Here is a 26,696-nt window from a genome sequence, read left to right on the forward strand (position 1 = left end):
TTGTAAGCAACCTGCCGGTGCAATTAGTCAACAGAAAGTTCATCTAAAGGATTCCAAAAGACTTTCTTAAAATCTACAACCTTATCGTTTTTTACTTTGATGTCTTCTTTTGCAAGCAATTCCTCCATCAATTCTGGCGGACTAAAATGAAACTTACCTGTTAACAAGCCGCTACTATTTACAACTCTGTGCGCCGGTACATAAGGATGCGCAGTACCTGCATAGCTCATTGCATGCCCAACCATACGAGATGATTTTGCTGCTCCTAAGCTCTTTGCAATTGCACCGTATGAGGTAACTCTTCCCTTTGGGATGAGCCTCACAACCTCGTAAACTTGCTCATAAAAGTTGGTGTCCATTACGCAAACGAAAATTGAATGTAATTAATGTTTTTATCGTGCAAAAGGTATTTTTTCTCGTAATATGTTTTAATCGAAAGTATTTCATCAGCAAATTCTGATGTATACAAATGGTCGGTATTTTTATGAACCGGAAGATTTAATTCTGATACTTTCTCGTTTGTATAAAGATAAAGCTGATCATTATCAGTTTTTAAATTTACCCTTCCATCAGCTTTTAGAATAGCCTTGTATTTATCTAAAAACGCTGGAAAGGTTAACCGTTTCTTTTCGCGACTATCCTGTGGTTGAGGATCAGGAAAAGTAATCCATATTTCGTCAATTTCTCCAGCCTCAAAATAATCAAGCAAGTTTTCTATCTGAATTCTTAAAAAGGAAACATTATTTATACCTTCTTCAATAGCAGTTTTAGCACCACGCCAAATGCGATTGCCTTTATAATCAATCCCTATAAAATTTTTATCAGGAAATAATTTAGCAAGGTTTACCGAATATTCACCTTTCCCACAGGCCAATTCGAGCACAATAGGATTATTATTTTTGAAATGTGTGTTAGCCCAATTGCCTTTGAGCGGCTTTCCTTCATCTAATTGCAATACGTTTGCAAAAGTTTCAATCTCTGCAAAACGCCTAAGTTTATCTTTACCCAAGAGTTTTTTTTCGTCAAAAATACAATTAAATCATTTAACGGAATTTTTTTTACCAATAATCTTAATACGTATTCGCTTAATGTGTTGTATTTTTGGAAGCATTTTTAACATTCAACATTGGAAAAATCAGCCAAAATTTACATCGCAGGGCACCGAGGAATGGTGGGTTCAGCAATCTTTCGCAAGTTAGAAAAAGAAGGTTACACAAACCTGCTCACCAAAACTTCTGAAGAATTAGATTTAAGAAACCAGCAGGCAGTTACTGATTTTTTTGCTGAAGAAAAACCTGACTATGTATTTCTAGCCGCAGCAAAAGTTGGTGGCATTGTAGCCAATAATACATACAGGGCGGATTTTCTTTTTGAGAATTTATCTATTCAAAACAACGTAATCCATAATGCATATTTAAACGGAGTAAAAAAACTTATGTTTTTGGGCTCGAGTTGCATTTACCCTAAATTGGCTCCGCAGCCATTAAAAGAAGAATATCTTTTAACCGGAACTTTAGAAGAAACCAATGAGCCTTATGCCATTGCAAAAATTGCCGGAATTAAAATGTGCGATGCCTATCGCGACCAATACGGTTGTAATTTTATCTCTGTAATGCCAACCAATTTATACGGCTATAATGACAACTATCATCCTCAAAACTCGCACGTATTACCTGCATTGATACGTAAAGTTCACGAGGCTAAAATTAATAATGAAAAAGAAGTGATTGTATGGGGCTCTGGCTCACCGATGCGTGAGTTTTTATTTGCCGATGATTTGGCAAATGCCTGTTATTTCTTAATGGAAAACTATAACGAAGCAAACTTAATAAATATTGGTGTTGGACATGATTTAACCATTAAAGACTTAGCATTGCTTATTAAAGATGTTTTGCAATATAAAGGAGAACTGGTTTTTGATGCCAGTAAACCCGATGGAACACCGCGTAAATTAATGGACGTTACTAAACTTCATAACTTAGGCTGGAAACACACCATCGAACTTCGTGAAGGAATAGCTCTTGCTTATCAGGATTTTTTAAGCAGGTATTAATTAATTCTTAGCCCTGATTTTACTGAGAAATTCTGGTGTGAAACCTAAATAAGAAGCCAGCATATATTGCGGTATTCGTTGTACAAATTCTGGAAATAACTTATTAAAGTGGTGGTATCTTTCTTCGGCAGTTTGGCTGTATAAAAACTTAATCCGCATTTGCGATGCCTGGTGATTTTTCTGTAAAATAAGTCTGAAATATCTTTCCATTTTTGGCAATTTGCTAAAGAGCAAATCGTAGTCACGGTGTTCTATAGCAATTACCTCGGTATTTTCTGCCGATTGAATATAAAATTCTGAAGATTTCTGAAACAAAAAACTTGTCAAATCGGTAATCCACCAATTTTCGATAGCGAATTGAGTAGTTTGCTCTGCTCCTTTTATATCGATGAAGTATAAACGCAAACAACCTTTAACAACAAAATAATTCGCTTTGCAAACTTGTCCTTCCTCAAGCAAAAAAGCTTTCTTTTTAATTGTTATCGGTTTGAGTAATGAAGTCAGGGTTTCCTTTTCTACATTACTCAAATCGATAAATTTGTTGATATGATTTAAAAGTGGGCTATACATTTCAGTTGATTTAACCCCGCCAATTTACCACAAATTATAGTGTAAAGGCTTTTAGATAGGGCTGTGCATAGGCGCCTTCGTCTTTAAAAACCGATAGCAGGATTTTCTTTAGCCCCGCATTATCTGTAGGCTTTCCTTTGGCTGGCGGCAACAAATCTTTTTCTGGTACGGCTACTTCAGTAACCTTGGTTGCAAACCAGGTAATATTATCGTGCGGTAAAGCTAAACCTAATATCATACCAGGCAAACCACTAAAGGTTTCAGGGCCACCAGAAACAGCAATTTGGTTGGAGTAATAAGCTACAACATATACCGAATCCATAATAATTGCATTTGCTCTTCTGCATTCATATCCAGCAATTTCACGGGTTTCATCAGTAATTTTCCAATTTATTTTACGTACGCTATCTTTTACCAAATAGGTTGCCTCATAAACACTTTTTTGAATGGTATTGGTTGCCGTAGTATAATCAGTGGCGATAATATTTTTTAAATCGGCTATTGGATTATTGTGCAGCCAATTATTGGTTGTTGGTGCCGCATCTTCAATAAATTTATAGAAACTTTTATCGCTGTTAAATTTTAGTGTGCTTTTAGCCGATTTAAACTGCGGAAAATTCTTCTTATAATTCTCAAAAGCTTGAGCCATGTAAGATTCATTATCACTATTTATTTTCTTTTTTACCAATGCGTACATATTTGAGCGTTTCTCGTATTCGATAACACCATTCTTAATAAAATGTACATTTTGTGCAATACAAGTATTGCTGATAAATATTACCGCTAAAATTATTGTAAGTTTTAATATCGTTTTCATGGCTATTAATTTTGAGGTGCTGGAGTAGCTGCGCCACCGCCCATTTTAGTAAAATCCCAGCTTACAGTAAACATAAAATATCTTCTGATGGTTCTATAACTGCTCTGTGTAATGTTTCCGTTTGATGCATAACGGTTAAACCCTTGATTCTGATTTAGTAAATCAAACCCTTGAATTGATGTTCTTAAATTTTGTGCTTTGAAGAACTTTTTCGTTATTGTAGTATTCCAGATAAGTTGTGTAAATGATTCGTTAAAAGCCTGAGTTTTTGCACGATACGTGTATTGCCCGTCTGTTGTTATCTCCAATTTACCTGGTAATTGAACCGAACCTGATAAGTAACCCGAAGCGCCCCATCCATTACTATTAAAAGCTTGCTGAACCGAGGCTACCGAAGTTGTGTAATCTGGCCCGAAATAGCCGTAAATGCTGTATTTCCCATCTTTATATCTATTAATATTGATTTGAGGAGAATAACGCATTGTTTTAGTCTGGTTTAATACACTATTAATAAAGTTATAAGATGTGCTACCGTTCATATTAAGACCTAAACCCACATTTGTACCAAAAATTTTCCGACCAAAGCTAGAATATAAACTAAAATTTGTTGGTACTTTATCTGCTAAATTTACAGCTTGAAAAGTACTTTTACCTGCTGCATCGGTTACCACATTACTTGCAATCGGGTTGTTTGTAAAGCTAAAATAACCACTAATATAAATAGACTGACTGCTTATAACTTTATAGGAATTATAACTTGCATTTAAATTACTTCTAAAAGATGGTCGTAAATCCGGGTTTCCTAAAGTAATATTTAAGGGATCGGTATTTACTCTTATAGGCTGAATTTGGTCTAAACTTGGCTGTTGTGTATTTCCATTATAGTTTATACGGAAAGATTTTTGCTGAGAGAAATTATATTGATACATCGCCTGTGGCATGTAGTTTATAAATTTCCTGTCGTATCTGATTTTATTGTATAAATCTTCCTGTTTAAAATTAACATCGCTAAATTTAGAGCCAACATTTAAAACACTTTTTCCCTTCTTGTAGTTAAAGACTGCACCCCCAGAATTGATGATCTGATCCAATTGGTAATCATTACTAAATTGAGTATCTAATATATCATATCTGCCAGGTAAAGATTGATTAAATGATTTTCTATCTGAACGGCCATTACTTAAATTTAAACCATAATTAAGAATCACTGTTAAAGATTTCGTAATGGGCTCTGTATAGGCCAAATTGGATTTAAAAACATTGTTTTTAATGCTATTCAATTTATACTGGTTTATGTTTGCAATACTATCCAAAGCGCCATTTACATTATAAAAACTATTAGCAGAGTTTAAATATCCTTCTGTATTATTATCGGTAACAGATTGACTTAAATTTAGAGATAACGTACGTCCTTTCTTTTTTAGTTTTTTTGTTAAAAAGGCATTGATGTTAAATATCTTATCTTCAGCATTATTAGCTAATGTTCTAGAACTTGTATTTAGCAAACTATTATTACCTCTAGTACTAACGGTAGCATAATCTTGAAAGGTGTCGCTTTTTTTAAGTGTTCCATCAACATTAATTTTTAGTGTTAAAGTAGTATCCAACTTAATTTCATACATCGCATCAAGCTTCTGTCTGAAAACATCATTATCATAATTCTGATTTGAAATATTATTAATGATACCCGAAGCTAAATTATTCTGGCTGATTGTATTTCTATCACCAAAAACCCTTAAAGAACCGATTTTGTAATTTGTATTTAAAGTTTCTTTATCGCTATTCCATTTGTTATCGAAATGCAAACCACCGGTTCTGGCTACCGGAATACCTTCTCCATTATATTGTCCGCCCCAACCCTCAAATTCATCACCACTGCTGGTAAAATAAATACCACCATCATCACTCATTGTACCAGCACTTTGCGTTCCAAGCTTCTGACTATCTTCCCAGCCTAAACCAACCTTACCATTGTTACCTAGTATACCATAAGCAGAAAATTTCTTCTTACCTGCAAATTTGTTAAACATTAATTGGCCTTGATAAAAATCATCTGTACCAACACCTGCAATTACTTTTCCAAAATAGCCGTTTTTAGCATTCTCTTTAAGCTTAATGTTTAACGTTTTGGTTTTTTCGCCATCATCAACACCTGTAAAAGTTGCCTGGTCGCTTTTTTTATCATAAAGCTGAACTTTATCAACCATATCAGCTCTAATGTTTTTTGTCACCAGTGTGGGGTCGTCTCCAAAAAACTCTTCTCCATCTACTAAAACCTTCACGTTTTTTTGGCCTTGTGCGGTTATTTTGCCGTCTTTATCAACCTCTATTCCCGGAAACTGTTTAATTAAATCTTCAACCTTTGCATTGGGCTCAATATTATATGCCTGCGGGTCAAATTCTGTAGTATCTCCTTTAATTTTTATCGCAGTGCGATTTCCTTTAATAATTACATCGGCAAGAAGCTGCGCTTTTCCCGTTAGGTTAATTTTACCATAATCAACATCTTTTTTATTAGAATCCAGCACAAAGTGATCAACAAAATCAGCGTATTTCGGATAGGAAACCAAAAGGATGAATTTTCCATTACGGATGTTGGGGAGCTCAAATGAGCCATTTTCTGCTGCCCGGGTAAATTTTACCAAAGTAGAATCTTTGGCATTTAAAATCGAAACTGAGGTTCCTCCGAGGATAGAGGTTGCGGCCGTATCAATAACACGGCCCTTAATAGTATGCAAATTTTGAGCTTTTGCTGTACAAAAAATCAAAAAGAGAAAACATACTGTGAGTAGCGTTCTTTTCATAAATAGAGTTGGTTTTCAGGACCAATATAAAACTAATTTTTTAGTTTCATTATGCCTTAACAAAATTTAACAATAATGTTATGTGGAAATTACATTAGCTGAAACGTTTTAGCTGAAACAGCTATAAGTTTACCATTTTTGGTATAGATATAATGCCCGTTCGTCTATAAATTACCGACAGTGGTATATTACTGTTCACTAGTCTGAAACGTTTCCTGAGTGTTGCCGTCTTATATTTAAAACCACCTAGAAATTAGGGGATTAAAAAAAGATTTACAAAACATAAAATATTCAGGTCATGAAAAATTCTATTAAAAACTTATTCGCAGCAGCTTTAGTTATGGTAACTTTAAGTAGCGCCACAGTTGTAGCAAACGCAACAGAATTGAAGTCTAGTTACACTACAATTAATCAGGTAAAAAACATCAGCAAAATCTCGGTAAGCGGAAATGTAAAATTAATCCTGGTTCAGGATAGCCAAGAAAGCATAGAGGTTTTTGATAAATATTATACCAGCAATGCATTGGTGCAACAACAAGGTTCTGAACTTAGAATCAGTTCATTTGCCAAAGAACCTTTAACTGTTATTGCACATGTTAACAACATTCAATCAATTGTAGCTTCAAATACATCAAGCGTTACCACCTCAGGAAAATTCAATTTATTAGATTTAGAGGTTATCCTTAAAGACAAAGCTTCGGCAAACATTAATGCCAACACCGTAAACTTGTTTACAATAGCAAATGATGGTACAAGTTTGAATTTAGAAGGCACTACAGAAATGCATACTGCAACTTTAGGCAATGAGGCGAAATTAAAAATGAATGAATTTGCTGCTCAAAATACCAACATCAGCATTGCGCCAAAAGCAATTTATGCAAGCAACTTAAATCGCTATGAAGATTTAAAAATAGACTTATTAGAAAAACTTTTCTAATAATCCATCATACATATAGTTTAGTTTTAGTTAATGATAACATCGGCAGGAGCAATTCCGGCCGATGTTTTTGTATTTTAAACTATAAATCAAATTTTATTCCTTGTGCTAAAGGCAAAGTATTAGCGTAATTTATGGTGTTGGTTTGTCTACGCATATAGGCTCTCCATGCATCAGAACCACTTTCTCTTCCTCCGCCAGTTTCCTTTTCGCCCCCAAAAGCGCCGCCAATTTCTGCTCCGGAAGTACCAATATTTACATTTGCAATTCCACAGTCAGAGCCTTGATAAGATAGAAATTGCTCGGCCTCTCTTAAATTAAGCGTCATTATGGCTGATGATAAACCTTGAGGAACACCATTTTGCAATGCAATCGCTTCATCAAGATTTGTATACTTAATCAAATACAAAATCGGTGCAAAAGTTTCATGCTGAACAATTTTATAATCATTTTTAACTTCGGCGATGCATGGCTTAACATAACAACCACTGGCATACTTTTCACCCTCTAAAACGCCTCCATCAACAACAAAATTACCACCTTCGGCTTTACATTTTTCAATAGAATCGAGATAGGCATTTACCGCATCTTTATCAATCAGCGGACCAACATGGTTATTTTGATCTAAAGGATTGCCAATTCTTAACTGGGCATAAGCTTTAACCAGTTTGGCAACAAATGTATCGTAAACGCTTTGGTGAATAATTAATCTTCTTGTTGAGGTACAACGTTGACCAGCAGTACCAACCGCACCGAAAACTGCCCCAATTAAACTCATATCTAAATCAGCATGCTCTGATATGATGATGGCGTTATTACCTCCAAGTTCTAATAAACTTTTACCTAAACGAGCACCCACCGCCACAGCTACAGCTTTACCCATCCTGGTAGAACCAGTTGCAGAAATTAAAGGTACACGTCCGTCATTAGTCATTAACTCGCCAATTATTCTATCGCCAATAATTAAACTCGATACCCCTTCAGGGATATCATTAGCTTTAAAAACTGCTGCAATAATTTTTTGGCAGGCAATGCCGGTAAGTGGTGTTTTTTCTGAAGGTTTCCAGATGCAAACATTACCACAAACCCATGCCAACGCAGCATTCCAGCTCCAAACCGCAACAGGAAAATTAAAGGCAGAAATAATTCCAACAATTCCAAGCGGATGCCACTGCTCGTACATGCGATGGTTTGGACGCTCGCTGTGCATGGTTAATCCATAAAGCTGACGCGATAAACCGACAGCAAAATCGCAGATATCAATCATTTCCTGCACTTCGCCATAGCCTTCTTGCAAACTTTTACCCATTTCGTAAGAAACCAATGTTCCTAAAGCCTCTTTATTTTTACGCAAAGCATCGCCAAACTGACGCACAATTTCTCCTCGTTTAGGTGCAGGGACAGTTCTCCAATACACAAATGCTTCTTGCGCTTTTGCAATTACTTGTTCGTAATCATTATTTGAAGAAACCTTTATCGATGCTATTTTTTGTCCATCAACAGGCGAAAAACTATCTATATTTTCTGTGTTATTTGCACCACCCCAATCATTGCCGGTACTATATGCCGGGTTAATATTTTCTATGCCGAGTTGTGTTAAAATCGATTGAATATTTGCGCTCATGTTTTTGATATTATTATTTTATAAATCTAAGGTTTACAATTATCTTTTCTACGGGTATCTATTAAATAAGCAATCTGCCAGCCTTTTTCGCCCTTTACCAGTTGAAAGGAATTTACCCCGCAATGGCTAAATCTTTCATTAATGTAAAATTTATATTCGGTCCAAACAGCAGCTAAAGCACCATCAATTAAAATTTTAGAGAATACAATCCGCTCATCATAAATTTGCGTTCGTGGTATAGCTATCATTTTTAAAAATCCCAAAACGGATTCTGTTTTAATGGTGTTTTTGCCTTCTTTACTTACAATTGTTTGCAATATACTTTCTTTAGCAAAAGCTGATGCCGCTAAAGAGCTATCGCCATTTTTCATCCCTAGAAAAAGATTATTTATAGTTTGCTTAATGGCTTGTTCATCATCACTTTGTGCCCACAATACATTAGCAGAAAAAATGATGAATAACGTTAAAAAGGTTACTTTTTTCATGACTTATTGGTTACGCTTAATTAAATAAATTTATACTATTTTTGTGAAAGAAGGGAAAAGGAACTGCGCTACAGAAAAAAGTTGTTGATAATACACACAGGCCAAAACCGCCAATATCATTTATTTTCAACCATTTACATGCAACAGCATTAACAATGTTGATAATTATTTTTATAGTTGCTTTGTAAATATTGTAAACTTAGGTTGTGTTTATCTGCTTATTGGCACGGTTCTTTAATAGTTTAATATATGGAAGAAGAATTCTTTTTTGAATCCAACGAAGATGCACAACGTTCAGTTGAACGTTACGAAGAGATGATCCGTAATAAAGATCAATATTTTTTCGATGCAGGCGCTTTTGAATACATTGTAGATTTTTACATTGAAAAAAACGATCCGGTTAAGGCTTTACAAGTTGTAGATTACGCTGTTAGTCAGCATCCTTATGCAACAGTTTTTTTAATTAAACAGGCGCACCTTTATATTTTAACAAATAATTATGAGAGCGCTTTTCTGTCTTTACAAAAAGCTGAACTTTTAGAATCATCAGAACCTGACATTTATCTGCTTCGCGGAAACATTTATCAAAATACTGAGCGTTATACCGAAGCTTTAGAAAATTATGAAAAAGCTTTAGGCTTGGCAGAAAGTACGGATGAAATACTTTTGCAGATGGCTTATGTTTACCAAAGCATGTCTGACTATGAAAATGCCATTGTTTACATTAAGCTAAGCTTAGAGCAAAACATGGAAAACCAGGATGGTTTGTATGAACTGGCATTTTGTTATGATGTTTTAGATAAACAGGAAGAAAGTATCAAATTTTATCAGCAGTATATTGATACCGACCCATACTCTTATGCGGCCTGGTATAATTTAGGCAACAGTTTTCATAAATTAAATCTTTTTGAAAAAGCAATTGATGCGTATGATTATGCAATTTTAATCAAAGAAGATTTCAGCTCTGCTTATTTTAATAAAGGAAATGCTTTAGTTCAGCTCGATAAATATGATGAAGCTATAGAGGTTTACAAACAAACTTTTGAATATGAACAGCCTAATGCCGATACCTATTGTGCAATTGGCGAATGTTTCGAGAAGCTCGAAAAAATGGACGAAGCCCGTTCTTATTACAAGAAATCGGTAAAGATGGACCCAAAAATGGCTGATGCCTGGTTTGGTATTGGCGTTACATTAAACCATGAAGAACGTTATTTCGAATCGTTACATTTTTATAAAAAAGCAATTGATTTAGAAGGCGAAAATTCTGATTTCTGGTTTGCAATGGCCGATGCCTACTACAAGCTAAATCAAATTGATGAATCTATAGAAGCGTACGAAAAGGTTTTAGAATACAATCCTTTGGATATTGAAGCCTGGCTAGATTTTAGTACCGTTTTGTACGAACAAGGTAAACTTTTAGAAGCTTCTGAAACCATGGCAGAGGCCATTAAGAACAACCCGGAAGCGGCAGAATTATATTACAGAATGGTTGCTTACTTATTTGCGCTTGGCCACTATGCCGATGCGTTAGGTTATTTAGAAACTGCTCTAACTACCGACCCGGATAAGCATTATATTTTGTTTGAATACCTACCACAATTGCAGGATAATAGTGCAATTATAAATGTTATTAACCGTTACATCAGGTAAAATCAGTGTGAGAAAATTTTGACATATAATTCTCAATTTTTTTTCCACTTTTGTACACATATGAATTACCCATTATTAAACGTTCCCGAGCGTCCGGAAAAGCCACGCCAAAAAGGCATTACAATGGTTATGGATAAGGGATTAAGCCTACGTCAGGTAGAAGATTTTCTTGATGTTGCGGGCGTACATACAGATATCGTAAAATTAGGCTGGGCTACCTCTCATGTTACCCCAAAGCTTAAAGAAAAATTAGCATTATATAAAAGTGCCGGTATTCCAACCTATTTTGGAGGAACTTTATTTGAGGCATTTATCATCCGCAATCAGTTTTCAGATTACCAACGTGTTTTAGATCAATACGGAATGGAATATGCCGAAGTTTCTGATGGCTCCATCGAAATTGAGCACGATTTAAAATGCAATTACATTAGTGAACTTGCAAAACAGGTTACTGTAATTTCTGAAGTTGGAAGTAAAGATGCTGCTAAAATATTTGCGCCATATAAATGGATTAAATTAATGCAGGCCGAACTTGAAGCTGGCTCTTGGAAAGTTATTGCCGAAGCTCGCGAAGGTGGAAATGTTGGTATTTATCGCGGTAGCGGTGAAGTAAGAGAAGGTTTGGTAGATGAAATTTTAACACAAATACCTGAAGAAACAATTATCTGGGAAGCACCACAAAAAGAGCAGCAAGTATGGTTTATCAAACTTATTGGAACCAATGTTAACCTTGGTAATATTGCACCTGCTGAAGTAATTCCATTAGAAACCATCAGATTAGGATTAAGAGGTGATACATTTGATCACTTTCTTAACTTAAATAAATAAAATTTAAACCATTTATTTGAATGGCAAAATGGCTTTAGCTTAAACAGGCTAAAGCCATTATTATATTATCGGCACGCAATTCTTTACCTCTATTATTGGGCAAACGAAATAAAAATGAAAACTTACGGTCTAATCGGTTATCCGCTTTCGCATTCCTTTTCAAAAAAATATTTTACTGAAAAGTTTTCGAAAGAGCATATTTCAAATCACCAATATGAGCTTTTTCCAATGGAAAATGTTTCTTCAATCGTAAATTTATTGAATGATGACGAAAGCCTTTGCGGATTAAACGTAACCATTCCTCATAAAGTTTCGGTTTTGCCTTTTCTTGATGAGATTGATGAAGCAGCAGATAAAATTGGTGCTGTAAATTGTATTTCTGTAAAAAACATCAATGGCAAAAAACACCTTAAAGGATACAACACGGATGCTTTTGGTTTCGAAGAATCTTTAAAACCTTTACTTAAACCGCAACATACAAAGGCTTTGATTTTTGGTGATGGCGGCGCAGCAAAAGCTGTTAAATATGTACTCCACAAATTAAATATTGATTACAAAACTGTTGTTAGAAAACCTGCTTCAGGCGCAATTTTATATTCAGAAATTACGGATGATATGCTGCAATCTCATAAGCTTTTAATTAACACAACGCCTTTGGGTATGTCTCCGAATTTAGAAGGTTGCCCGGAAATTGAATACACATTATTAAGCAAAGAACACTTAGCTTATGATTTGGTTTATAACCCATTGGAAACTAAATTTTTAGAAAAGGCAGCATTACAAGGCGCTTCTACAAAAAATGGTTTAGAAATGCTGCATCAACAAGCAGAACAAGCTTGGCGTATATGGAACAATTTGGATTAAAAAACGTTTGGCAAACAGGATATGAAAGCTAAAAACTTATTTTTTTTACCCATTATTTTACTTTTGTTTATTGCTGCCTGTCAGAACAATGATTATAGCCCAAAACCTAAAGGCTATTTTCGCATCGTATATCCTGAAAAAAAATATCAATCTTTTGATAGTAAAGCTCCTTTCAGTTTTGAATATCCGGTTTATGCTAAAATGGAAAATGATGACAAGAAAGGGCAAAAATATTGGTACAATCTACATTTTTCGCAGTTTAATGGCTATCTGCATTTAACATATTATGATATTGCCAATAAAGCCATTTATGATGAAATGGTGGAAGATGCCCGGAAACTTGCATTTAAACATACCATAAAAGCAAGTGCAATCGACCAGAAACTTATTAATTATCCCGATAGGAAAGTTTACGGAATATATTATGCCATAGAAGGCAATACAGCTTCATCAGTTCAGTTTTTTTTAACAGATAGCGCTAAGCACTATTTTAGGGCTGCGCTTTACTTTAATGAGCGCCCGCAGTACGATTCTATTGAACCTGTTGTAAAATTTATCAAGAAAGACATTGATAAGATGATTACAACCTTTAAATGGAAAAATTAGATTATAAAAACATGATTAAAATAAAAATATTTACGTTTAATGCCTACGGTGAAAATACATACGTGCTTTTTGATGAAACCAATGAATGTGTAATTATCGACCCGGGAATGTATGAAGGCTTTGAGCAGAACGAGTTAGTTTCATTCGTTAAAGAAAATAACTTAAAGCCCGTATTACTGTTAAATACCCATTGCCACTTAGACCATATTGTTGGTAATAAATTCGTTTTTGATACCTGGGGTTTAAAACCTCAGTTTAACAAAGGTGAATTACAAGTTTTGCAGGCTGTACCCGGCTATGCGCCTCAAATGGGTTTTACTCAGTATGAATTATCGCCTGAGCCTGAAACATTTTTGGGTGAAACCGGAACTGTAAGCTTTGGCAATAGCACCTTAGCACTAATTTTTGCGCCAGGTCATTCGCCGGCACATTTGTGTTTCTACAGCAAAGTTGATAACATTTTAATTGGTGGTGATGTTTTATTTTATCAAAGCATTGGCAGAACAGATTTACCGGGCGGAAACCACCAGCAATTAATCAATAGTATTGAAACTAAACTGTTTACGTTACCAAACGAATGCAAAGTTTTTCCTGGTCACGGCCCATCTACTACAATTGGTTTTGAAAAACAAAACAATCCGTTTTTCTAAGTGTCTATCTACAAGCAAACAATTTCTACATAATTAAGCTAAAACATTATATTTAATCTGTGAATACGCCTTTATATATCGCCAAAAGATATTTGTTTGCCAAAAAATCGACAAATGCAATCAATTTGATTTCCGGCATATCCATGGTGGGCGTTATGGTTGGTAGCGCAGCATTAATCATCATCCTATCTGTTTTTAATGGCTTAGAAGTAACCATTTTAAACATGTTTAATACGCTTACGCCTGAAATTGCAATTACACCTGCTAAGGGAAAAACCTTTAATCCAAACACAGCATATTTCAATAAGTTAAAGGAAAATAAAGATGTTTATTCTTTTACAGAAGTTTTGCAAGAAAATGCGCTCTTAAAGTATAATAATAAACAAGCTGTAGGAATGGTTAAAGGCGTTGGACCAGATTTTCTGAAAAATAAAAAACTGGATAGCACCATAAAAGAGGGTCGCTTTGTGCTCAGCAACAGAAGTGGCTACACTTCCGTAATTGGCTCTACCTTGCAAACATACTTGGCTGTAAACACAGTTGATCCCTTTACAGAGCTTGAAATTTTTTCGCCAAAGAAAGATATTAAGGTCAATAGCATAAATCCAGCTGAAGATTTTGTAACCGAAAGTATTCGTATAAGTGGCGTTTTTGAGGTTCAGCAAGAATTTGATAATGGGATTATTGTTCCGTTAGATTTTGCCCGCGAATTATTGGGCGAATCAGAAAATGTTTCGTCAATTGAAATAAACCTTAAACCAGGTGTTGATATAGAGAAATTCAAAACCGATGTAGCAGAGCATATAGGAACCGATTTTGAGGTCCGTAATCAGGCAGAGCAAAATCGTTCCGTTTATCACATCCTAAATACCGAGAAATGGGCTGTTTATATAATTCTAACATTCATACTAATAATTGCTATATTTAATATTATAGGCTCATTAACCATGCTGGTAATTGATAAGGTTAAAGATATAGCGATATTACGCAGCCTTGGCGCAAGCAAAAAGCTTATAAAACAAATTTTTCTTTTTGAAGGGATGATGATTACAATGTCGGGGTGTGTATTGGGGCTAATAATTGGGGTTATATTTTACCTTATACAACATAATTTCGGTTTGATAAAAATGGGAGAAGGTAGTGATACACTTTTAAGTTCCTATCCCATAGGCCTTAAGTGGAAAGATTTCATTTTAGTTTTTGTAACTGTAGGGATTTTCTCATTTTTGGCATCTGCTTTGTCATCAAATTTAAGTGTTAAAAAGATAGACCAAATAAATCAATCAATATAAAAATGAAGTTATTTAAACAAGCAATTGTATATGTTATGCTTTTAGGTGTGGCCATTACCGCTTGTAACCGAGCAGAAAAGCCAGAGGAAAGCGACAAGAGAACTGTTAAGGGTTTATATAGCTTTGGCCCGGAGATGAAATCTTTCACACTGTGTGAGGATAATCGTGAGTATTGGGTTTTAGATAGCGTAAAAAATCTCGAACTATCTTATAGCAACCTTAATTTCGAAAAACCTTACGAGCCGGTTTATGTAGAATTAGAAGGCTATTTTGCAAAATCAGATACTGCCACAGTTTCAGCTGATTTTGATTCGACACTGGTGGTTACCAAAGTGATAAAAATTAGCAAAGAAATTCCAGACGGCCCTTGTGCCCAATAAATATTAAAAGTTTTATCTGAGGCCTTTTGTAAAGGCCTTTTTTATTTCTAATTGTTTAACAAATTATCATTTTACGAAACATACCATGGAAGATATTAGCTGGAACGATTTTGAAAAAGTAGAATTAAGGGCGGGAACTATACTTGAAGTTTTCGATTTCCCGGAAGCCAGAAAACCTGCTTACAAACTAAAAGTAGATTTTGGACCATTTGGAATTAAAATGAGTAGTGCCCAAATTACCAAGATATATACCAAGGAGGAGTTACCTGGCAAGCAAATAATTGGCGTGATAAACTTCCCTAAAAAACAAATTGGTAAATTTATGTCTGAGTTTTTAGTAACCGGCTTTGCTAACGAAGATGGAGATATTGTACTCAGTACAACGCAACTAATTGTACCAAACGGCAGCAAGTTGATTTAAATATAATATGAGTTTTTATAATTTCGAAGATAACAATCCTGAAGCGGAAGATATTCATTACATGAAGCTTGCTTTGGCCGAAGCTGAAAAAGCCCTGGCAGAAAATGAAATTCCAATCGGAGCAATTATCGTTAGTAAAAATAGAATTATTGGCAGAGGTTACAATTTAACCGAGCGGTTTAATGATGTTACCGCTCATGCAGAGATGCAGGCTTTTACATCAGCATCGCAAACTATTGGCGGTAAATATTTAAACGATTGCACGCTATACGTAACGATTGAGCCTTGCGTTATGTGTGCAGGTGCTAGCTATTGGACTCAAATTAGCCGAATTGTATATGGTGCAAGAGAAGAGAAAAGAGGTTTTCTATCTAAAGATACAAATCTTTTACACCCAAAAACTAAACTAAAAGGTGGTGTTTTAGCAGAAGAATGCAGCAGGTTAATGGTTGATTTTTTTAAAAAGAAAAGGTAATATTTTGCTATGTGCCTTTATCAACATTACAATTATTTAACCTAACACAAATGCAATTGATGATAATTACATGAACAAAACTTAATGTTCGAATGTTATATTTGCTTCAAGAAACATTTTTAAACTTAAACATATAATATTATGGCTTTTGAATTACCTGCGTTACCTTACGCAACCGATGCACTAGAACCGCATATTGACAAAACGACCATGGAAATACACCATGATAAACATCACCAGGCTTATGTTACCAACCTAAATAAAGCATTAGAAGGTAAGCCTGAAGCAAATTCAAGCATCGAAGATATTATAAAAAATATTTCAAAATATCCTGCTGCAGTTAGAAATAATGGCGGTGGTCATTACAATCACTCTTTATTCTGGACTGTTTTAGGCCCTAATAAAGGTGGCGAGCCAACTGGCGATTTAGCTAAAGCCATTAATGATGCTTTTGGTTCATTTGCTGACTTAAAAACTAAAATGCAAGAAGCTGGAGCTACACGTTTCGGTTCTGGTTGGGCTTGGTTATCAGTTGGTGCAGATAAAAAACTTCAGGTTTCATCTACTCCAAACCAAGATAATCCATTAATGGATGTTGCCGAAGTAAAAGGTACTCCAATTTTTGGTATCGATGTTTGGGAGCATGCATATTACTTAAAATATCAAAACAAACGCCCGGATTATTTAGCGGCAATTTGGAATGCAGTAAACTGGGATGCAGTTGCTGAACTTTACAAAAAAGCACTTTAATCATCACATTTTAGCATGATATGGGAGCCTGCAAAACACAAATTTGCAGGCTTTCTTATTAATTAATAACTTCGTATAAATTTTAGCAGATATGAAAAAGGTTATATTTTTATTTTTAATCGCAATAGGCATCAGTAATTTAGCAAAGGCACAGCAAAATAAAATGCCTACGCCTACAGAAATCGCGAAGAAAAATGTAGAGGATTTAGATAAAAAGCTAAAATTGAATGATACGCAAAAAAGCATTATCTATAGCCTAACGTTTAACCAGGCTAAAGAACAAGCAGAGCTGATAAAACGTCAGCAGGCCGGAACATCTAGAGAAGAAGATGCCGACAAGTATTTTAAAATGCAAAATGAAACCACTAAAAGCATTCGTAACGTTTTAAAAGGCGACCAGCCAAAACAGTACGATAAAATTATCGAAGAGCGTTTGAGCGGAAAATCTAATAAAAAGAAGAAAAAAGGCGAAGAAGAGGTTGAAGGCGACATCAATGGTCTTTTATTAGCAAAACCAGAAAAAATGAACTAACGCTTATATTCCAATTATATCCTTTTTCTTTTTTTGCTTCATTGTTTTCGGGATAATTTCTAAAATTTCATCTTTTAAGGCATTTAACATCCTTTTCTTAATGAAATTTTTATGTGTAACTAAACTAATTTCCCGCACTGGTTCAGGGCTTTTAAAATGCCTGATTTTTCCACTTTGCTTGGCGCTCAATTCTGCTATTGCTAATTCTGGCAATAAAGTGGCACCTCCGTTTAAATCAACCATTCGTATTAAAGTTTCAACACTTCCGGTATTGTATTCTAAACCTTGTAATCGATTATTTTTAGTAGAACGACAAATATTTAATACCTGATTGCGCATGCAGTGGCCTTCGTTTAAAAGCCAAATGTTTTCATCGTTTAAATCTTCCGAATCAACCGCTTTTTTCTTGTATAATTTGCTGTTTTTGCTAATGTAACTTACAAATGTTTCATAATATAAAGGCATTTCAACAATATTAGCATCCGTTAGTGGCGTAGCTAAAATGCCGCAATCTAAAACGCCGGTTTTTAAATGATGAATAATATCTTCGGTGGTGTATTCCCAAATCATAAGTTTTAATTCAGGATATTTTTCGAGCATGGTAGAAATTACCTCGGGCAAAAGATAAGGCGCTATAGTTGGAATAACGCCTATTCTAAGTTCACCTAAAACATCTTGTTGCTGACTATTAATTAATTCTTTAACCTTACCGCTTTCTTGTAAAATGATTCGTGCCTGCGCAATAATTTGAGCGCCAATTTCGGTCGGACTTACCGGTTGTTTGCTTCTATCGAAGATTTTAACGCTTAGCAATTCTTCCAATTTTTGCACTTGCATACTCAAAGTTGGTTGTGTAACAAAACACTTTTCTGCGGCAGTTACAAAACTTCTGTACGTATCTACGGCTACAATATATTCCAGCTGAACTAAAGTCATATAGTTAAAAACAATTAATAATCTCAAATATATAAGTTTTAACTATTAATAATAAACGATTACCATTAAATGGATTAATTTATTTCTTAAACTACATTAAGTTTTTTAACAGTCGGGTTTCAGAACTTTACATCAACAGAAAACAAAAATAATGGAAAGTAGAATCGATATTCAAAAAACAGAACCAGCTGCTTATCAAGCTATGTATGCACTAGAAAAGTATTTAGCTGGCAGCAAACTAACACCAATTCATAAAGAATTAATAAAAATGCGAGCATCACAAATTAATGGTTGCGCCTTTTGTTTAAATATGCATAGTGTGGATGCGAGAAAATTAGGAGAAACAGAACAACGTATATATTTATTAAACGCCTGGAAAGAAACCAATTTATTTACCGAAGAAGAACAAGCAATTTTAGCTTTAACTGAGGAAGTTACGCTGATTACAAACCACGTATCAGACAATACGTACAATAAAGCAGCAAAGTTATTTGACCAGAATTATTTATCACAAATTATTATGGCCATTGTAACTATAAATGCCTGGAATAGAATTGCGATAACATCAAGAACTATGGTTGGCTAAACCTTTTGAAATAAACTCCGCCTAAATGGCGCCCAAAGGTGAAGTTTATTTCATTTTATTAATCTTTATCAGCTCATCAAAAACCAACCTGGCCACTTCTTTTGCACCTTTTGTCTGGAAATGCGTATTATCTTTTAGTCCCTTTGGGTAAGCTTCATACTTACCTGAATCTAAATTCATGAAATAGTTTTTTGACACAAAATCCTGACCCATTTCAGTGAAGAATTCTGCTGATAATTTTGTTAAATCAATAATCGGAACATGCATTTTATTAGCTACATCTTTAACAGCTTCCGGGTAATCACCATGTGCGCTTCCAAGCACCTTACCCTTCCATGGATAATTTCTGGTAACCGGAGTAATCAATATCGGGATTGCTTTTTTTCCGCGTGTTTCCTTAACATACAACCTTAGCAATTTTTTATATCCAGCAGTATCAATATATCTTTCTGGTTTATCTTTAGCGGCATCATTATGCCCGAACTGAATTAAAACTAAATCGCCTTTTTTAAGTTTTTTTGTAATTTCTGTCCATCTGCCTTCTGCTAAAAAAGTTTTTGTACTTCTCCCGCCTTTAGCCTTATCTACAACCAAAACAGTATCATTATCAATTAAATGGTTTAATTTTTTAAGTGTTTCTTTACTAAAGAATTGCTGAAAAACCTGCCCCCATCCAGTTATAGGATATTTTTTAGCCATATAATTTTCTTCCAAGGAATAGTCGGCTACTGTAGAATCACCAATCAAATAAATTACAGTTGGTTTTTTAATTAGTGTAAAGGCCTGAAAAATCAAACCAAACAATAACATCATCAAAATTATTAGTCGCCTGCTCATATTTTATCAACTCTAAACCAATCATATTCAGCAAACCCTGAATCATTTGTTTGCGTATTCCGGGTAGCAAAAATTCCTACTTTGGCACCAATCCATTGGCCTGCAACTGCCTGAAATTCTTTATCAATTTCGATGTAGTTTTTACCATCTTCACTATAACTAAACTTACATTTTGCACCAGCGTAAACTTTTACTTTTAGGTAAACGGTAGATGATTTTAATTTAAGTATTTCGGTTGCCTGCTCATCTTTTCCTTTATCTGCATTATGGCAAATGCCCATGCTTAAAAACAATTCATCATTTTTACTTTCTACAAAAAGGCTTGCATAACTTCTGCCCATAATAACCAAACCAGTTCTTTCATTTTCGAGTTTCGGATTTGGTTTAAACGTGAGTTTAGTCGTTACCTGAAATTCCTCGGCCGGAAATTTCTGCATCAAAACATTAGGCACATCCCATAAATTTTTTGAGTTATCAGGAATTTTGGCAGTGTAAAGTTTAAGTACACCTTTTGCAGCATCAGTAAATAACCAGGTTGGTTTCGGGTTTGCCTGCCACTGCCATTGTAAACCCAATTTTTGCGATGAAAACTCATCACTTTCTGCTGGTGTTTGAATTGGATAAACCTGATTAACATTTGGTTTTTTATAGCTTACAACTGGATCACCAATTCCATCACCATCTTCATCCAAACCAATTACGGGCCAATCATTTACCCATTTCAATGGCTGCAAATGTACAACTCTTCCATAAGCATCTTTATCCTGAAAGTGAAGAAACCAGTCTTCGCCTGATGTTGTATTAACCCAAGCGCCCTGATGTGGTCCATTAATGGTAGATTTACCTTGATGCATCACAACCCTTCGTTCGTAAGGGCCATAAATATTTCTGCTCCTTAAAACAAGCTGCCATCCGGTTGAAACACCTCCTGCAGGTGCAAAAAGATAATAATAACCATTGCGTTTATAAGCTTTGGGTCCTTCAATAGTTGGGTCTAGTTCGTGTCCATCGTAAACAATTTGGCCGTTACCGCTAGCCTGCGAGCCATCGGCATTTAAAGGCATAACAGCTAAAACACTTTTAATACCTGCACGGCTACCTGCATAGGCATAGGCAAGATAAATTTTACCATCCTCATCCCACAGCGGACATGGATCTATCAAACCCTTTCCTGCAATAACTAATTTTGGCTCAGACCAGGTTCCGGTAACACTTTTTGCTTTTGTTAAATAAATTCCAAAATCCGGGTCGGGATAGTAAATATAAAATTCGCCATTTTTGAACCTTATTGAGGGTGCCCAAACGCCATTACCATGCTGTGTTTTTTCAAAATGCTCAAGCGGAGGTTGTTTGAGCAAGGCATGAGCCACAATTTTCCAATTAACCAAATCTTTCGAATGCAAGATTGGCAAACCGGGAACAGCATCGAAACTTGAAGCAACCATGTAAAAATCATCGCCAACCCTAATGGCATCCGGGTCTGAATAATCGGCATTTATAACCGGATTTTTATACCGACCATTTCCCAAATCAGATATCCATACTTTTGAAATGTTTAGCGTATTTTGGGCATGAAGAGATAAGCTAATATTAACCAGAAAGAAGGTATATACAAAGTATTTCATAGGCTCGTTTGAAATGGTAGAAATTATATTTGGTTAAGCAATTTTAGTTGAATTTTAGCCCGAAAACAACTTGAGTTGTGCAATCGTTCCCGATATCGTTTGCACTTTTAAATTCTGACAAATGTTTTTTAGCTTTAAGTTTAATGACTACAATTGCTTATCATATTTTAGTTTTAGAATTCGGCTGCTTATTAGGAAACTAAAAAATGCAGCCGATTTTAATTTATACCTAACCAAATTATATGAAATTAGCCTTATTTATATTTCTTTTGTTTATTAGCCCATTAGTTTATGCAACTAATGTTAAAGCAGATTTTATCGTGTCTAAAGATGGTAGTGGAAATTTTAAAACCGTACAGGAAGCCATTAACGCTGTGCCCGACTTTAGAAATAAGGTGACCGTTATTTTTATTAAAAAGGGTATTTATAAAGAAAAACTAGTGCTCTCAGGTTCAAAAAAAAATATAAAATTTATTGGTGAGGATTTGCACAAAACCATTCTAACTTATGATGATTTTGCACAAAAAAAGAATGCTTTCGGCGAAGAAAAAGGAACATCAGGCTCCGCTAGTTTTTATATTTATGGAGAAGGTTTTACTGCCGAAAATTTAACCTTCCAGAATTCTTCTGGTCCGGTTGGACAAGCTGTTGCCGTTTGGGTTGGTGGTGATAAATCAAGCTTTATAAATTGCAGATTTTTAGGCTTTCAAGACACGCTCTACACTTATGGAGGGAATAATCGCCAGTATTATAAAAATTGTTACATAGAAGGTACTGTTGATTATATATTTGGAGCAGCCACCGCCTGGTTCGAAAACTGTACTTTATTTTGCAAAAAGGCGGGCTATATTTCTGCCGCATCAACTGCCGATACTACAAAATTCGGTTATGTTTTTAATAAATGTAAGGTTACGGGAGATGCGCCCGATAATAGTTTTTATTTAGGAAGACCATGGCGTCCGTATGCGAAAGTTGCATTTCTGAATTGTGATATATCAGCAGTTATCAAACCAGAAGGCTGGAACAATTGGGGTAAAGAAAGTAACGAAAAAACAGCTTATTACGCCGAGTACAATAATACCGGTGCAGGTTCAAAAATAACTTTAAGAGTAAATTGGGCTCATCAGTTAACTCGGCAAGAATACCAACTCTACACTTTGGAAAACGTTTTCCGAGGATGGATACCGGAGCCCAAATAAAGCATTAATTTATTCATTACAAACCAGTTAACTAAACACACTCAAGCCTCTCTGCCGTAATCTTTGGCAACGATTGCATAGATTTCTCTTCGATTTTAGCTGTAAAGACCGTACACTTGTTTATTAACAACCAAGTATATTTAAACCGAGCAGCTAATGAAACATAATTCTGGTTACTTAAACCAATTTAAAAGGCTATTATTTACAGCCATTTTGTTTTCTGCAGGCGTTGCAGAAGCTCAAAATCAAAAGTTACCAACCATCCAACAGGTTAAATTTAAAAAAGATACCCTAAGCATCGCAAGTTTCGGTGCCAAAGGCGATGGCATAACTTTAAATACAGCACAAATAAACAAAGCCATTTTAGCAATGAACCAAAAAGGTGGCGGCGTGGTTTTAATTCCTTCCGGATTATGGCTTACCGGACCAATTGAGCTAAAAAGCAATGTTAACTTGCACATAAAACGTGATGCAATATTGCAGTTCACGGCTGATTTCAATCAATACAAGCTGGTACAAGGTAATTGGGAAGGTCAACCTGCGTGGAGAAACCAAAGCCCGATTTCAGGTTTAAATCTCGAAAATATAGCGATTACTGGTAGTGGGATTATTGATGGTAATGGCGGTGCCTGGAGAATGGTAAAAAAGGATAAATTAACCGATTCTCAATGGAAAAACTTGGTTGCTTCTGGTGGTTCTGTTAGTGAAGATGGAAAAATGTGGTATCCATCAGAAAAAACTGTAAAAGGTTCTAAAACCAAAAATGCAGGCGTAATTATTCCGGGCAAAACTGCAGCAGATTACGAAGATATCAAAGATTTTCTTCGCCCTAATTTATTGGTGCTTACAAATTGCAAAAAAGTTCTTTTAGAAGGTGTTACTTTTCAAAATTCACCTGCCTGGAACCTGCACCCATTACTTTGTGAAGATTTAACGTTAAGAAACCTGCAGGTTAAAAACCCCTGGTTTGCACAAAATGGTGATGGTGTTGACATCGAATCTTGCAAAAATGTTTTAATAGAGGGCAGCACTTTCGATGTTGGCGATGATGGAATCTGTATTAAATCTGGTAGAGATGAAGCAGGGAGAAAACGAGGTGTAGCAACTGAAAATGTAATTATTAGAAATAATGTGGTTTATCACGCCCACGGCGGTTTTGTAATTGGCAGTGAAATGAGCGGTGGTGCTAAAAATATCTGGGTTTACGATTGTTCTTTTATCGGTACAGACATTGGCTTACGCTTTAAAACTACACGTGGCCGCGGCGGCGTTGTAGAAAACATTTATATTGATAGAATTAACATGATTGATATTCCGGGTGAAGCGATTCTTTTTGATATGTATTATGCTGCGCAAGACCCGATTCAACTTGCTGGTGAAAAACGCGAAGCCATAAAAACGGTAACCGTTCCGGTAACAGAGGCTACGCCACAATTCAAAAACTTCTACATAAAAAATGTTGTAGCTAATGGTGCTTCGAAAGCCATATTTTTTAGAGGATTGCCGGAGATGAATATTAAAGATATCCACTTAGAAAATGTAACGATACAAGCTAAAAAAGGTATCGAAATTATCGAGGCTTCGGGCATTTTCTTAAAAAATGTAAACGTTATAACAGAGGATACAAATCCGGTTGTAACCATCCAAAACGCAAGTAATGTAAATATAAACGGCTTGCAATACAAAAAAGACGCGGAGCTTTTATTTAATATCAACGGAGAAAAAACCAAAGGCGTTAAAGTATTAGCAACCGATGTATCAAAAGCAAAGAAAACATCAGCCTTTGGCGAAGAAGTAAATAAATCAGTTTTAGAAATTTCCAAATAATTAAGCATGAAATTATCTGTCATTTATAAATCCGTTGCTGTACTTGGATTGAGTATTTTATCCATCGGTAGCTTCGGGCAAAAGCAATTATCAGAACAGCTCACATTAACGGCCATGGAGAAACTTTTTCAGGATACAACGGTCTTGAAAACGGCTAAAGGACCAAAATGGAGTTATGATATGGGCGTTGTTTTGGAAGGTGCCGCATTGGTATGGAGAAACACCGGAAATGGCGATTATTTTAAGTACATCCAATATTCTATGGATGCTTATTTAGATAAAGATGGCAACATCACTACTTATAAAGCCGAGGATTTTAATATTGATAATGTAAAGAATGGCAGAGCATTATTATTGCTTTACAAAGTTACCGGACAACAGAAATACCTATTAGCAGCAACGAAGTTATACGACCAATTACAGCAACAACCTCGTACCAAAGAAGGTGGTTTTTGGCATAAAAAAATCTATCCAAACCAAATGTGGCTGGATGGATTATACATGGCCGAGCCATTTTATGCAGAGTATGCGGCCTTAATGAAAAAAGATGCTGCATTTGATGACATTGCCAATCAATTTATCTGGATGGAAAAAAATGCCAGAGATTCAAAAACCGGTTTACTTTACCACGGATGGGATGAAAGTCGCGAAGAAAAATGGGCAGATAAAACAACTGGAAAATCGCCAAATTTTTGGGGACGAGCAATGGGCTGGTACATAATGGCGCTTGTTGATGTTTTAGATTACTTCCCAAAAAATCATCCAAAATACAATGAATTGCTAGCGATTTTAAATCGCACTGCCACAGCAACCGTAAAGTACCAGGATGCAAAATCTGGCGTTTGGTTTGATATTTTGGATATGCCTAAACGTGAAGGAAATTATCTGGAATCATCAGCATCGAGCATGTTTGTTTATGGCTTAGCAAAAGGTGTTAGAAAAGGCTGGTTGCAAAAATCTTTTGCCGCAGCGGCGAATAAAGGTTATGCAGGTTTAAAAAAGGAATTTATTGAACCGGCAGGAACCGATAGAGTAAATTTAACTAAAACCGTTTCCGTTTCGGGATTGGGTGGAAAACCTAGATACCGTGACGGTAGTTTTGAGTACTACATCAGCGAAAAAGTTATCACAAACGACCCGAAAGGTGTTGGCGCTTTCATTTGCGCTTCGGCAGAAATGGAAATAGCTGCCTTGCCAAAACCAGGAAAAGGCTTAAAGGTTATGGTTGATAATTTCTTTAACAACGAATACATGACCGGCCCAACGGGCGACAAAATTCCATTCCATTACCTTTGGGATGAAGATGACAACAACGGTTTTTCTCTATTTGGTAAGGTTTTTAATGATGCAGGTGTAGCGACTTCAACGTTAAAGACGGCACCAACAACTGCAAATTTAAAAGGCACGGATATTTACATCATTGTAGATCCGGATACACAAAAAGAAACCGCATCTCCAAACTTTATGAATGCAGAACACGCCAAACAAGTAAACGAATGGGTAAAAGCCGGCGGTGTTTTGGTACTGCTTTCAAACGATGCTGGAAATTGTGAAATAACAAAATTTAATGTTTTGCCAGAAACGTTTGGCATCCATTTTAACGAGGATAGCAGAAATAGAGTTCAGGGTTTAAATTTTGAACAAGGTGCTATAAAAATCCCGGAAGGAAATACAATTTTTAAAACGGCTAAAAAAGTTTACATCAAAGAAATTTCTACCATAAAGATTAATAAACCCGCGGTATCGGCTTTAACTGATAACGGCGATGTGATAATCGCGACAGCAAAATATGGAAAAGGAACTGTATTCGCGGTTGGCGACCCTTGGTTTTACAATGAATATATTGATGGTAGAAAATTACCGAAAGACCTTGAAAATTTCAAAGCAACAAACGATTTAGTAAATTGGTTAATCAAACAAGCGGCGGCTAAATAATGATAAATAG

27 protein-coding genes are annotated in these 26,696 nt (G+C 35.5%); 17 read left to right on the forward strand and 10 right to left on the reverse strand.

From position 1 onward, the window contains the following. Positions 1–23: 23 nt before the first annotated feature. On the reverse strand, positions 24–359 hold the full coding sequence (locus tag LUA86_RS10405; protein WP_231460563.1) for an MGMT family protein: 336 nt from the start codon (positions 357–359) through the stop codon (positions 24–26). Beyond that, positions 359–1,009 (reverse strand): tRNA (guanosine(46)-N7)-methyltransferase TrmB, encoded by a 651-nt coding sequence (trmB, locus tag LUA86_RS10410; protein WP_231460564.1) that lies wholly within the window; start codon positions 1,007–1,009, stop codon positions 359–361. Before trmB ends, LUA86_RS10405 begins: the two co-directional genes overlap by 1 nt. Before the next feature lie 117 nt (positions 1,010–1,126). Here trmB and LUA86_RS10415 point away from each other — a divergent pair, with 117 nt between their 5' ends. Then, positions 1,127–2,053, forward strand: a complete 927-nt coding sequence (locus LUA86_RS10415) for a GDP-L-fucose synthase (protein ID WP_255713443.1) — start codon at positions 1,127–1,129, stop codon at positions 2,051–2,053. On the opposite strand, the gene LUA86_RS10420 is transcribed toward LUA86_RS10415, so the two are convergent. From LUA86_RS10420 to LUA86_RS10430, 3 genes are read right to left on the reverse strand one after another with little or no spacing between them, the layout of a single operon-like run. Further along, on the reverse strand, positions 2,054–2,623 hold the full coding sequence (locus tag LUA86_RS10420; RefSeq protein WP_231460565.1) for a Crp/Fnr family transcriptional regulator: 570 nt from the start codon (positions 2,621–2,623) through the stop codon (positions 2,054–2,056). Between the two features lie 34 nt (positions 2,624–2,657). After that, positions 2,658–3,440 (reverse strand): GLPGLI family protein, encoded by a 783-nt coding sequence (locus LUA86_RS10425; protein WP_231460566.1) that lies wholly within the window; start codon positions 3,438–3,440, stop codon positions 2,658–2,660. A 5-nt stretch (positions 3,441–3,445) separates the two neighbouring features. Then, a complete protein-coding gene (locus LUA86_RS10430) occupies positions 3,446–6,178 on the reverse strand; it encodes an outer membrane beta-barrel family protein (RefSeq protein WP_231460567.1) in 2,733 nt (910 codons plus the stop codon). Positions 6,179–6,542: 364 nt separating this feature from the next. On the opposite strand from LUA86_RS10430, the gene LUA86_RS10435 reads away from it, so the two are divergent. Continuing rightward, complete coding sequence (locus tag LUA86_RS10435) at positions 6,543–7,181, forward strand: GIN domain-containing protein (protein WP_231460568.1); 639 nt, start codon at positions 6,543–6,545, stop codon at positions 7,179–7,181. Between the two features lie 82 nt (positions 7,182–7,263). On the opposite strand, the gene LUA86_RS10440 is transcribed toward LUA86_RS10435, so the two are convergent. Both LUA86_RS10440 and LUA86_RS10445 read right to left on the reverse strand, forming a co-directional pair. Continuing rightward, a complete protein-coding gene (locus tag LUA86_RS10440) occupies positions 7,264–8,805 on the reverse strand; it encodes an aldehyde dehydrogenase family protein (RefSeq protein WP_231460569.1) in 1,542 nt (513 codons plus the stop codon). A 26-nt stretch (positions 8,806–8,831) separates the two neighbouring features. Beyond that, positions 8,832–9,290, reverse strand: a complete 459-nt coding sequence (locus LUA86_RS10445; protein ID WP_231460570.1) for a nuclear transport factor 2 family protein — start codon at positions 9,288–9,290, stop codon at positions 8,832–8,834. Between the two features lie 249 nt (positions 9,291–9,539). On the opposite strand from LUA86_RS10445, the gene LUA86_RS10450 reads away from it, so the two are divergent. From LUA86_RS10450 to LUA86_RS10500, 11 genes are all read left to right on the forward strand, one after another. Next, positions 9,540–10,943: a tetratricopeptide repeat protein gene (locus LUA86_RS10450; protein ID WP_231460571.1), complete on the forward strand. Its 1,404-nt coding sequence runs from the start codon at positions 9,540–9,542 to the stop codon at positions 10,941–10,943. A 60-nt stretch (positions 10,944–11,003) separates the two neighbouring features. Beyond that, positions 11,004–11,771, forward strand: a complete 768-nt coding sequence (locus tag LUA86_RS10455) for a phosphosulfolactate synthase (protein WP_231460572.1) — start codon at positions 11,004–11,006, stop codon at positions 11,769–11,771. Between the two features lie 114 nt (positions 11,772–11,885). Next, a complete protein-coding gene (locus LUA86_RS10460) occupies positions 11,886–12,635 on the forward strand; it encodes a shikimate dehydrogenase (RefSeq protein ID WP_231460573.1) in 750 nt (249 codons plus the stop codon). Between the two features lie 21 nt (positions 12,636–12,656). Next, entirely contained in the window at positions 12,657–13,241 is a 585-nt protein-coding gene (locus LUA86_RS10465; protein ID WP_231460574.1) for a gliding motility lipoprotein GldD, read from the forward strand. 11 nt (positions 13,242–13,252) lie between these two features. Continuing rightward, the gene (locus tag LUA86_RS10470) at positions 13,253–13,891 is read left to right on the forward strand and encodes an MBL fold metallo-hydrolase (protein WP_231460648.1); all 639 of its coding nucleotides are present in this window, start codon (positions 13,253–13,255) and stop codon (positions 13,889–13,891) included. A 59-nt stretch (positions 13,892–13,950) separates the two neighbouring features. Next, positions 13,951–15,183: an ABC transporter permease gene (locus tag LUA86_RS10475; RefSeq protein ID WP_231460575.1), complete on the forward strand. Its 1,233-nt coding sequence runs from the start codon at positions 13,951–13,953 to the stop codon at positions 15,181–15,183. Positions 15,184–15,185: 2 nt separating this feature from the next. Further along, entirely contained in the window at positions 15,186–15,563 is a 378-nt protein-coding gene (locus LUA86_RS10480; RefSeq protein ID WP_231460576.1) for a hypothetical protein, read from the forward strand. An 85-nt stretch (positions 15,564–15,648) separates the two neighbouring features. Next, positions 15,649–15,984 (forward strand): tRNA-binding protein, encoded by a 336-nt coding sequence (locus tag LUA86_RS10485; protein WP_231460577.1) that lies wholly within the window; start codon positions 15,649–15,651, stop codon positions 15,982–15,984. A gap of 7 nt (positions 15,985–15,991) precedes the next feature. Continuing rightward, on the forward strand, positions 15,992–16,459 hold the full coding sequence (locus LUA86_RS10490; protein ID WP_231460578.1) for a nucleoside deaminase: 468 nt from the start codon (positions 15,992–15,994) through the stop codon (positions 16,457–16,459). Positions 16,460–16,600: 141 nt separating this feature from the next. After that, positions 16,601–17,209, forward strand: a complete 609-nt coding sequence (locus LUA86_RS10495) for a superoxide dismutase (protein WP_231460579.1) — start codon at positions 16,601–16,603, stop codon at positions 17,207–17,209. 91 nt (positions 17,210–17,300) lie between these two features. Next, positions 17,301–17,741, forward strand: a complete 441-nt coding sequence (locus LUA86_RS10500) for a hypothetical protein (RefSeq protein WP_231460580.1) — start codon at positions 17,301–17,303, stop codon at positions 17,739–17,741. Positions 17,742–17,744: 3 nt separating this feature from the next. Here LUA86_RS10500 and LUA86_RS10505 read toward each other — a convergent pair whose 3' ends face one another. Beyond that, positions 17,745–18,677, reverse strand: a complete 933-nt coding sequence (locus tag LUA86_RS10505) for a hydrogen peroxide-inducible genes activator (protein ID WP_231460649.1) — start codon at positions 18,675–18,677, stop codon at positions 17,745–17,747. A gap of 151 nt (positions 18,678–18,828) precedes the next feature. On the opposite strand from LUA86_RS10505, the gene LUA86_RS10510 reads away from it, so the two are divergent. Next, positions 18,829–19,263: a carboxymuconolactone decarboxylase family protein gene (locus tag LUA86_RS10510; RefSeq protein ID WP_231460581.1), complete on the forward strand. Its 435-nt coding sequence runs from the start codon at positions 18,829–18,831 to the stop codon at positions 19,261–19,263. A gap of 45 nt (positions 19,264–19,308) precedes the next feature. Here LUA86_RS10510 and LUA86_RS10515 read toward each other — a convergent pair whose 3' ends face one another. Together LUA86_RS10515 and LUA86_RS10520 are read right to left on the reverse strand one after the other, a co-directional pair. Then, on the reverse strand, positions 19,309–20,100 hold the full coding sequence (locus LUA86_RS10515) for a rhamnogalacturonan acetylesterase (protein ID WP_231460582.1): 792 nt from the start codon (positions 20,098–20,100) through the stop codon (positions 19,309–19,311). Continuing rightward, positions 20,097–21,725, reverse strand: a complete 1,629-nt coding sequence (locus LUA86_RS10520) for a glycoside hydrolase 43 family protein (RefSeq protein ID WP_231460583.1) — start codon at positions 21,723–21,725, stop codon at positions 20,097–20,099. Before LUA86_RS10520 ends, LUA86_RS10515 begins: the two co-directional genes overlap by 4 nt. A gap of 242 nt (positions 21,726–21,967) precedes the next feature. Here LUA86_RS10520 and LUA86_RS10525 point away from each other — a divergent pair, with 242 nt between their 5' ends. The 3 genes from LUA86_RS10525 to LUA86_RS10535 all read left to right on the forward strand — a co-directional run bounded on the left by LUA86_RS10525 (position 21,968) and on the right by LUA86_RS10535 (position 26,686). Further along, a complete protein-coding gene (locus LUA86_RS10525) occupies positions 21,968–22,924 on the forward strand; it encodes a pectinesterase family protein (RefSeq protein WP_231460584.1) in 957 nt (318 codons plus the stop codon). Between the two features lie 156 nt (positions 22,925–23,080). Beyond that, on the forward strand, positions 23,081–24,751 hold the full coding sequence (locus tag LUA86_RS10530; RefSeq protein ID WP_231460585.1) for a glycoside hydrolase family 28 protein: 1,671 nt from the start codon (positions 23,081–23,083) through the stop codon (positions 24,749–24,751). 6 nt (positions 24,752–24,757) lie between these two features. After that, positions 24,758–26,686, forward strand: coding sequence for a glycoside hydrolase family 88 protein (locus tag LUA86_RS10535; protein WP_231460586.1), 1,929 nt, complete (start codon positions 24,758–24,760; stop codon positions 26,684–26,686). Positions 26,687–26,696: the final 10 nt, after the last annotated feature.

The sequence above is a fragment of the Pedobacter sp. Leaf132 genome (genome assembly GCF_920984695.1).
Classification (GTDB): Bacteria; Bacteroidota; Bacteroidia; order Sphingobacteriales; family Sphingobacteriaceae; genus Pedobacter.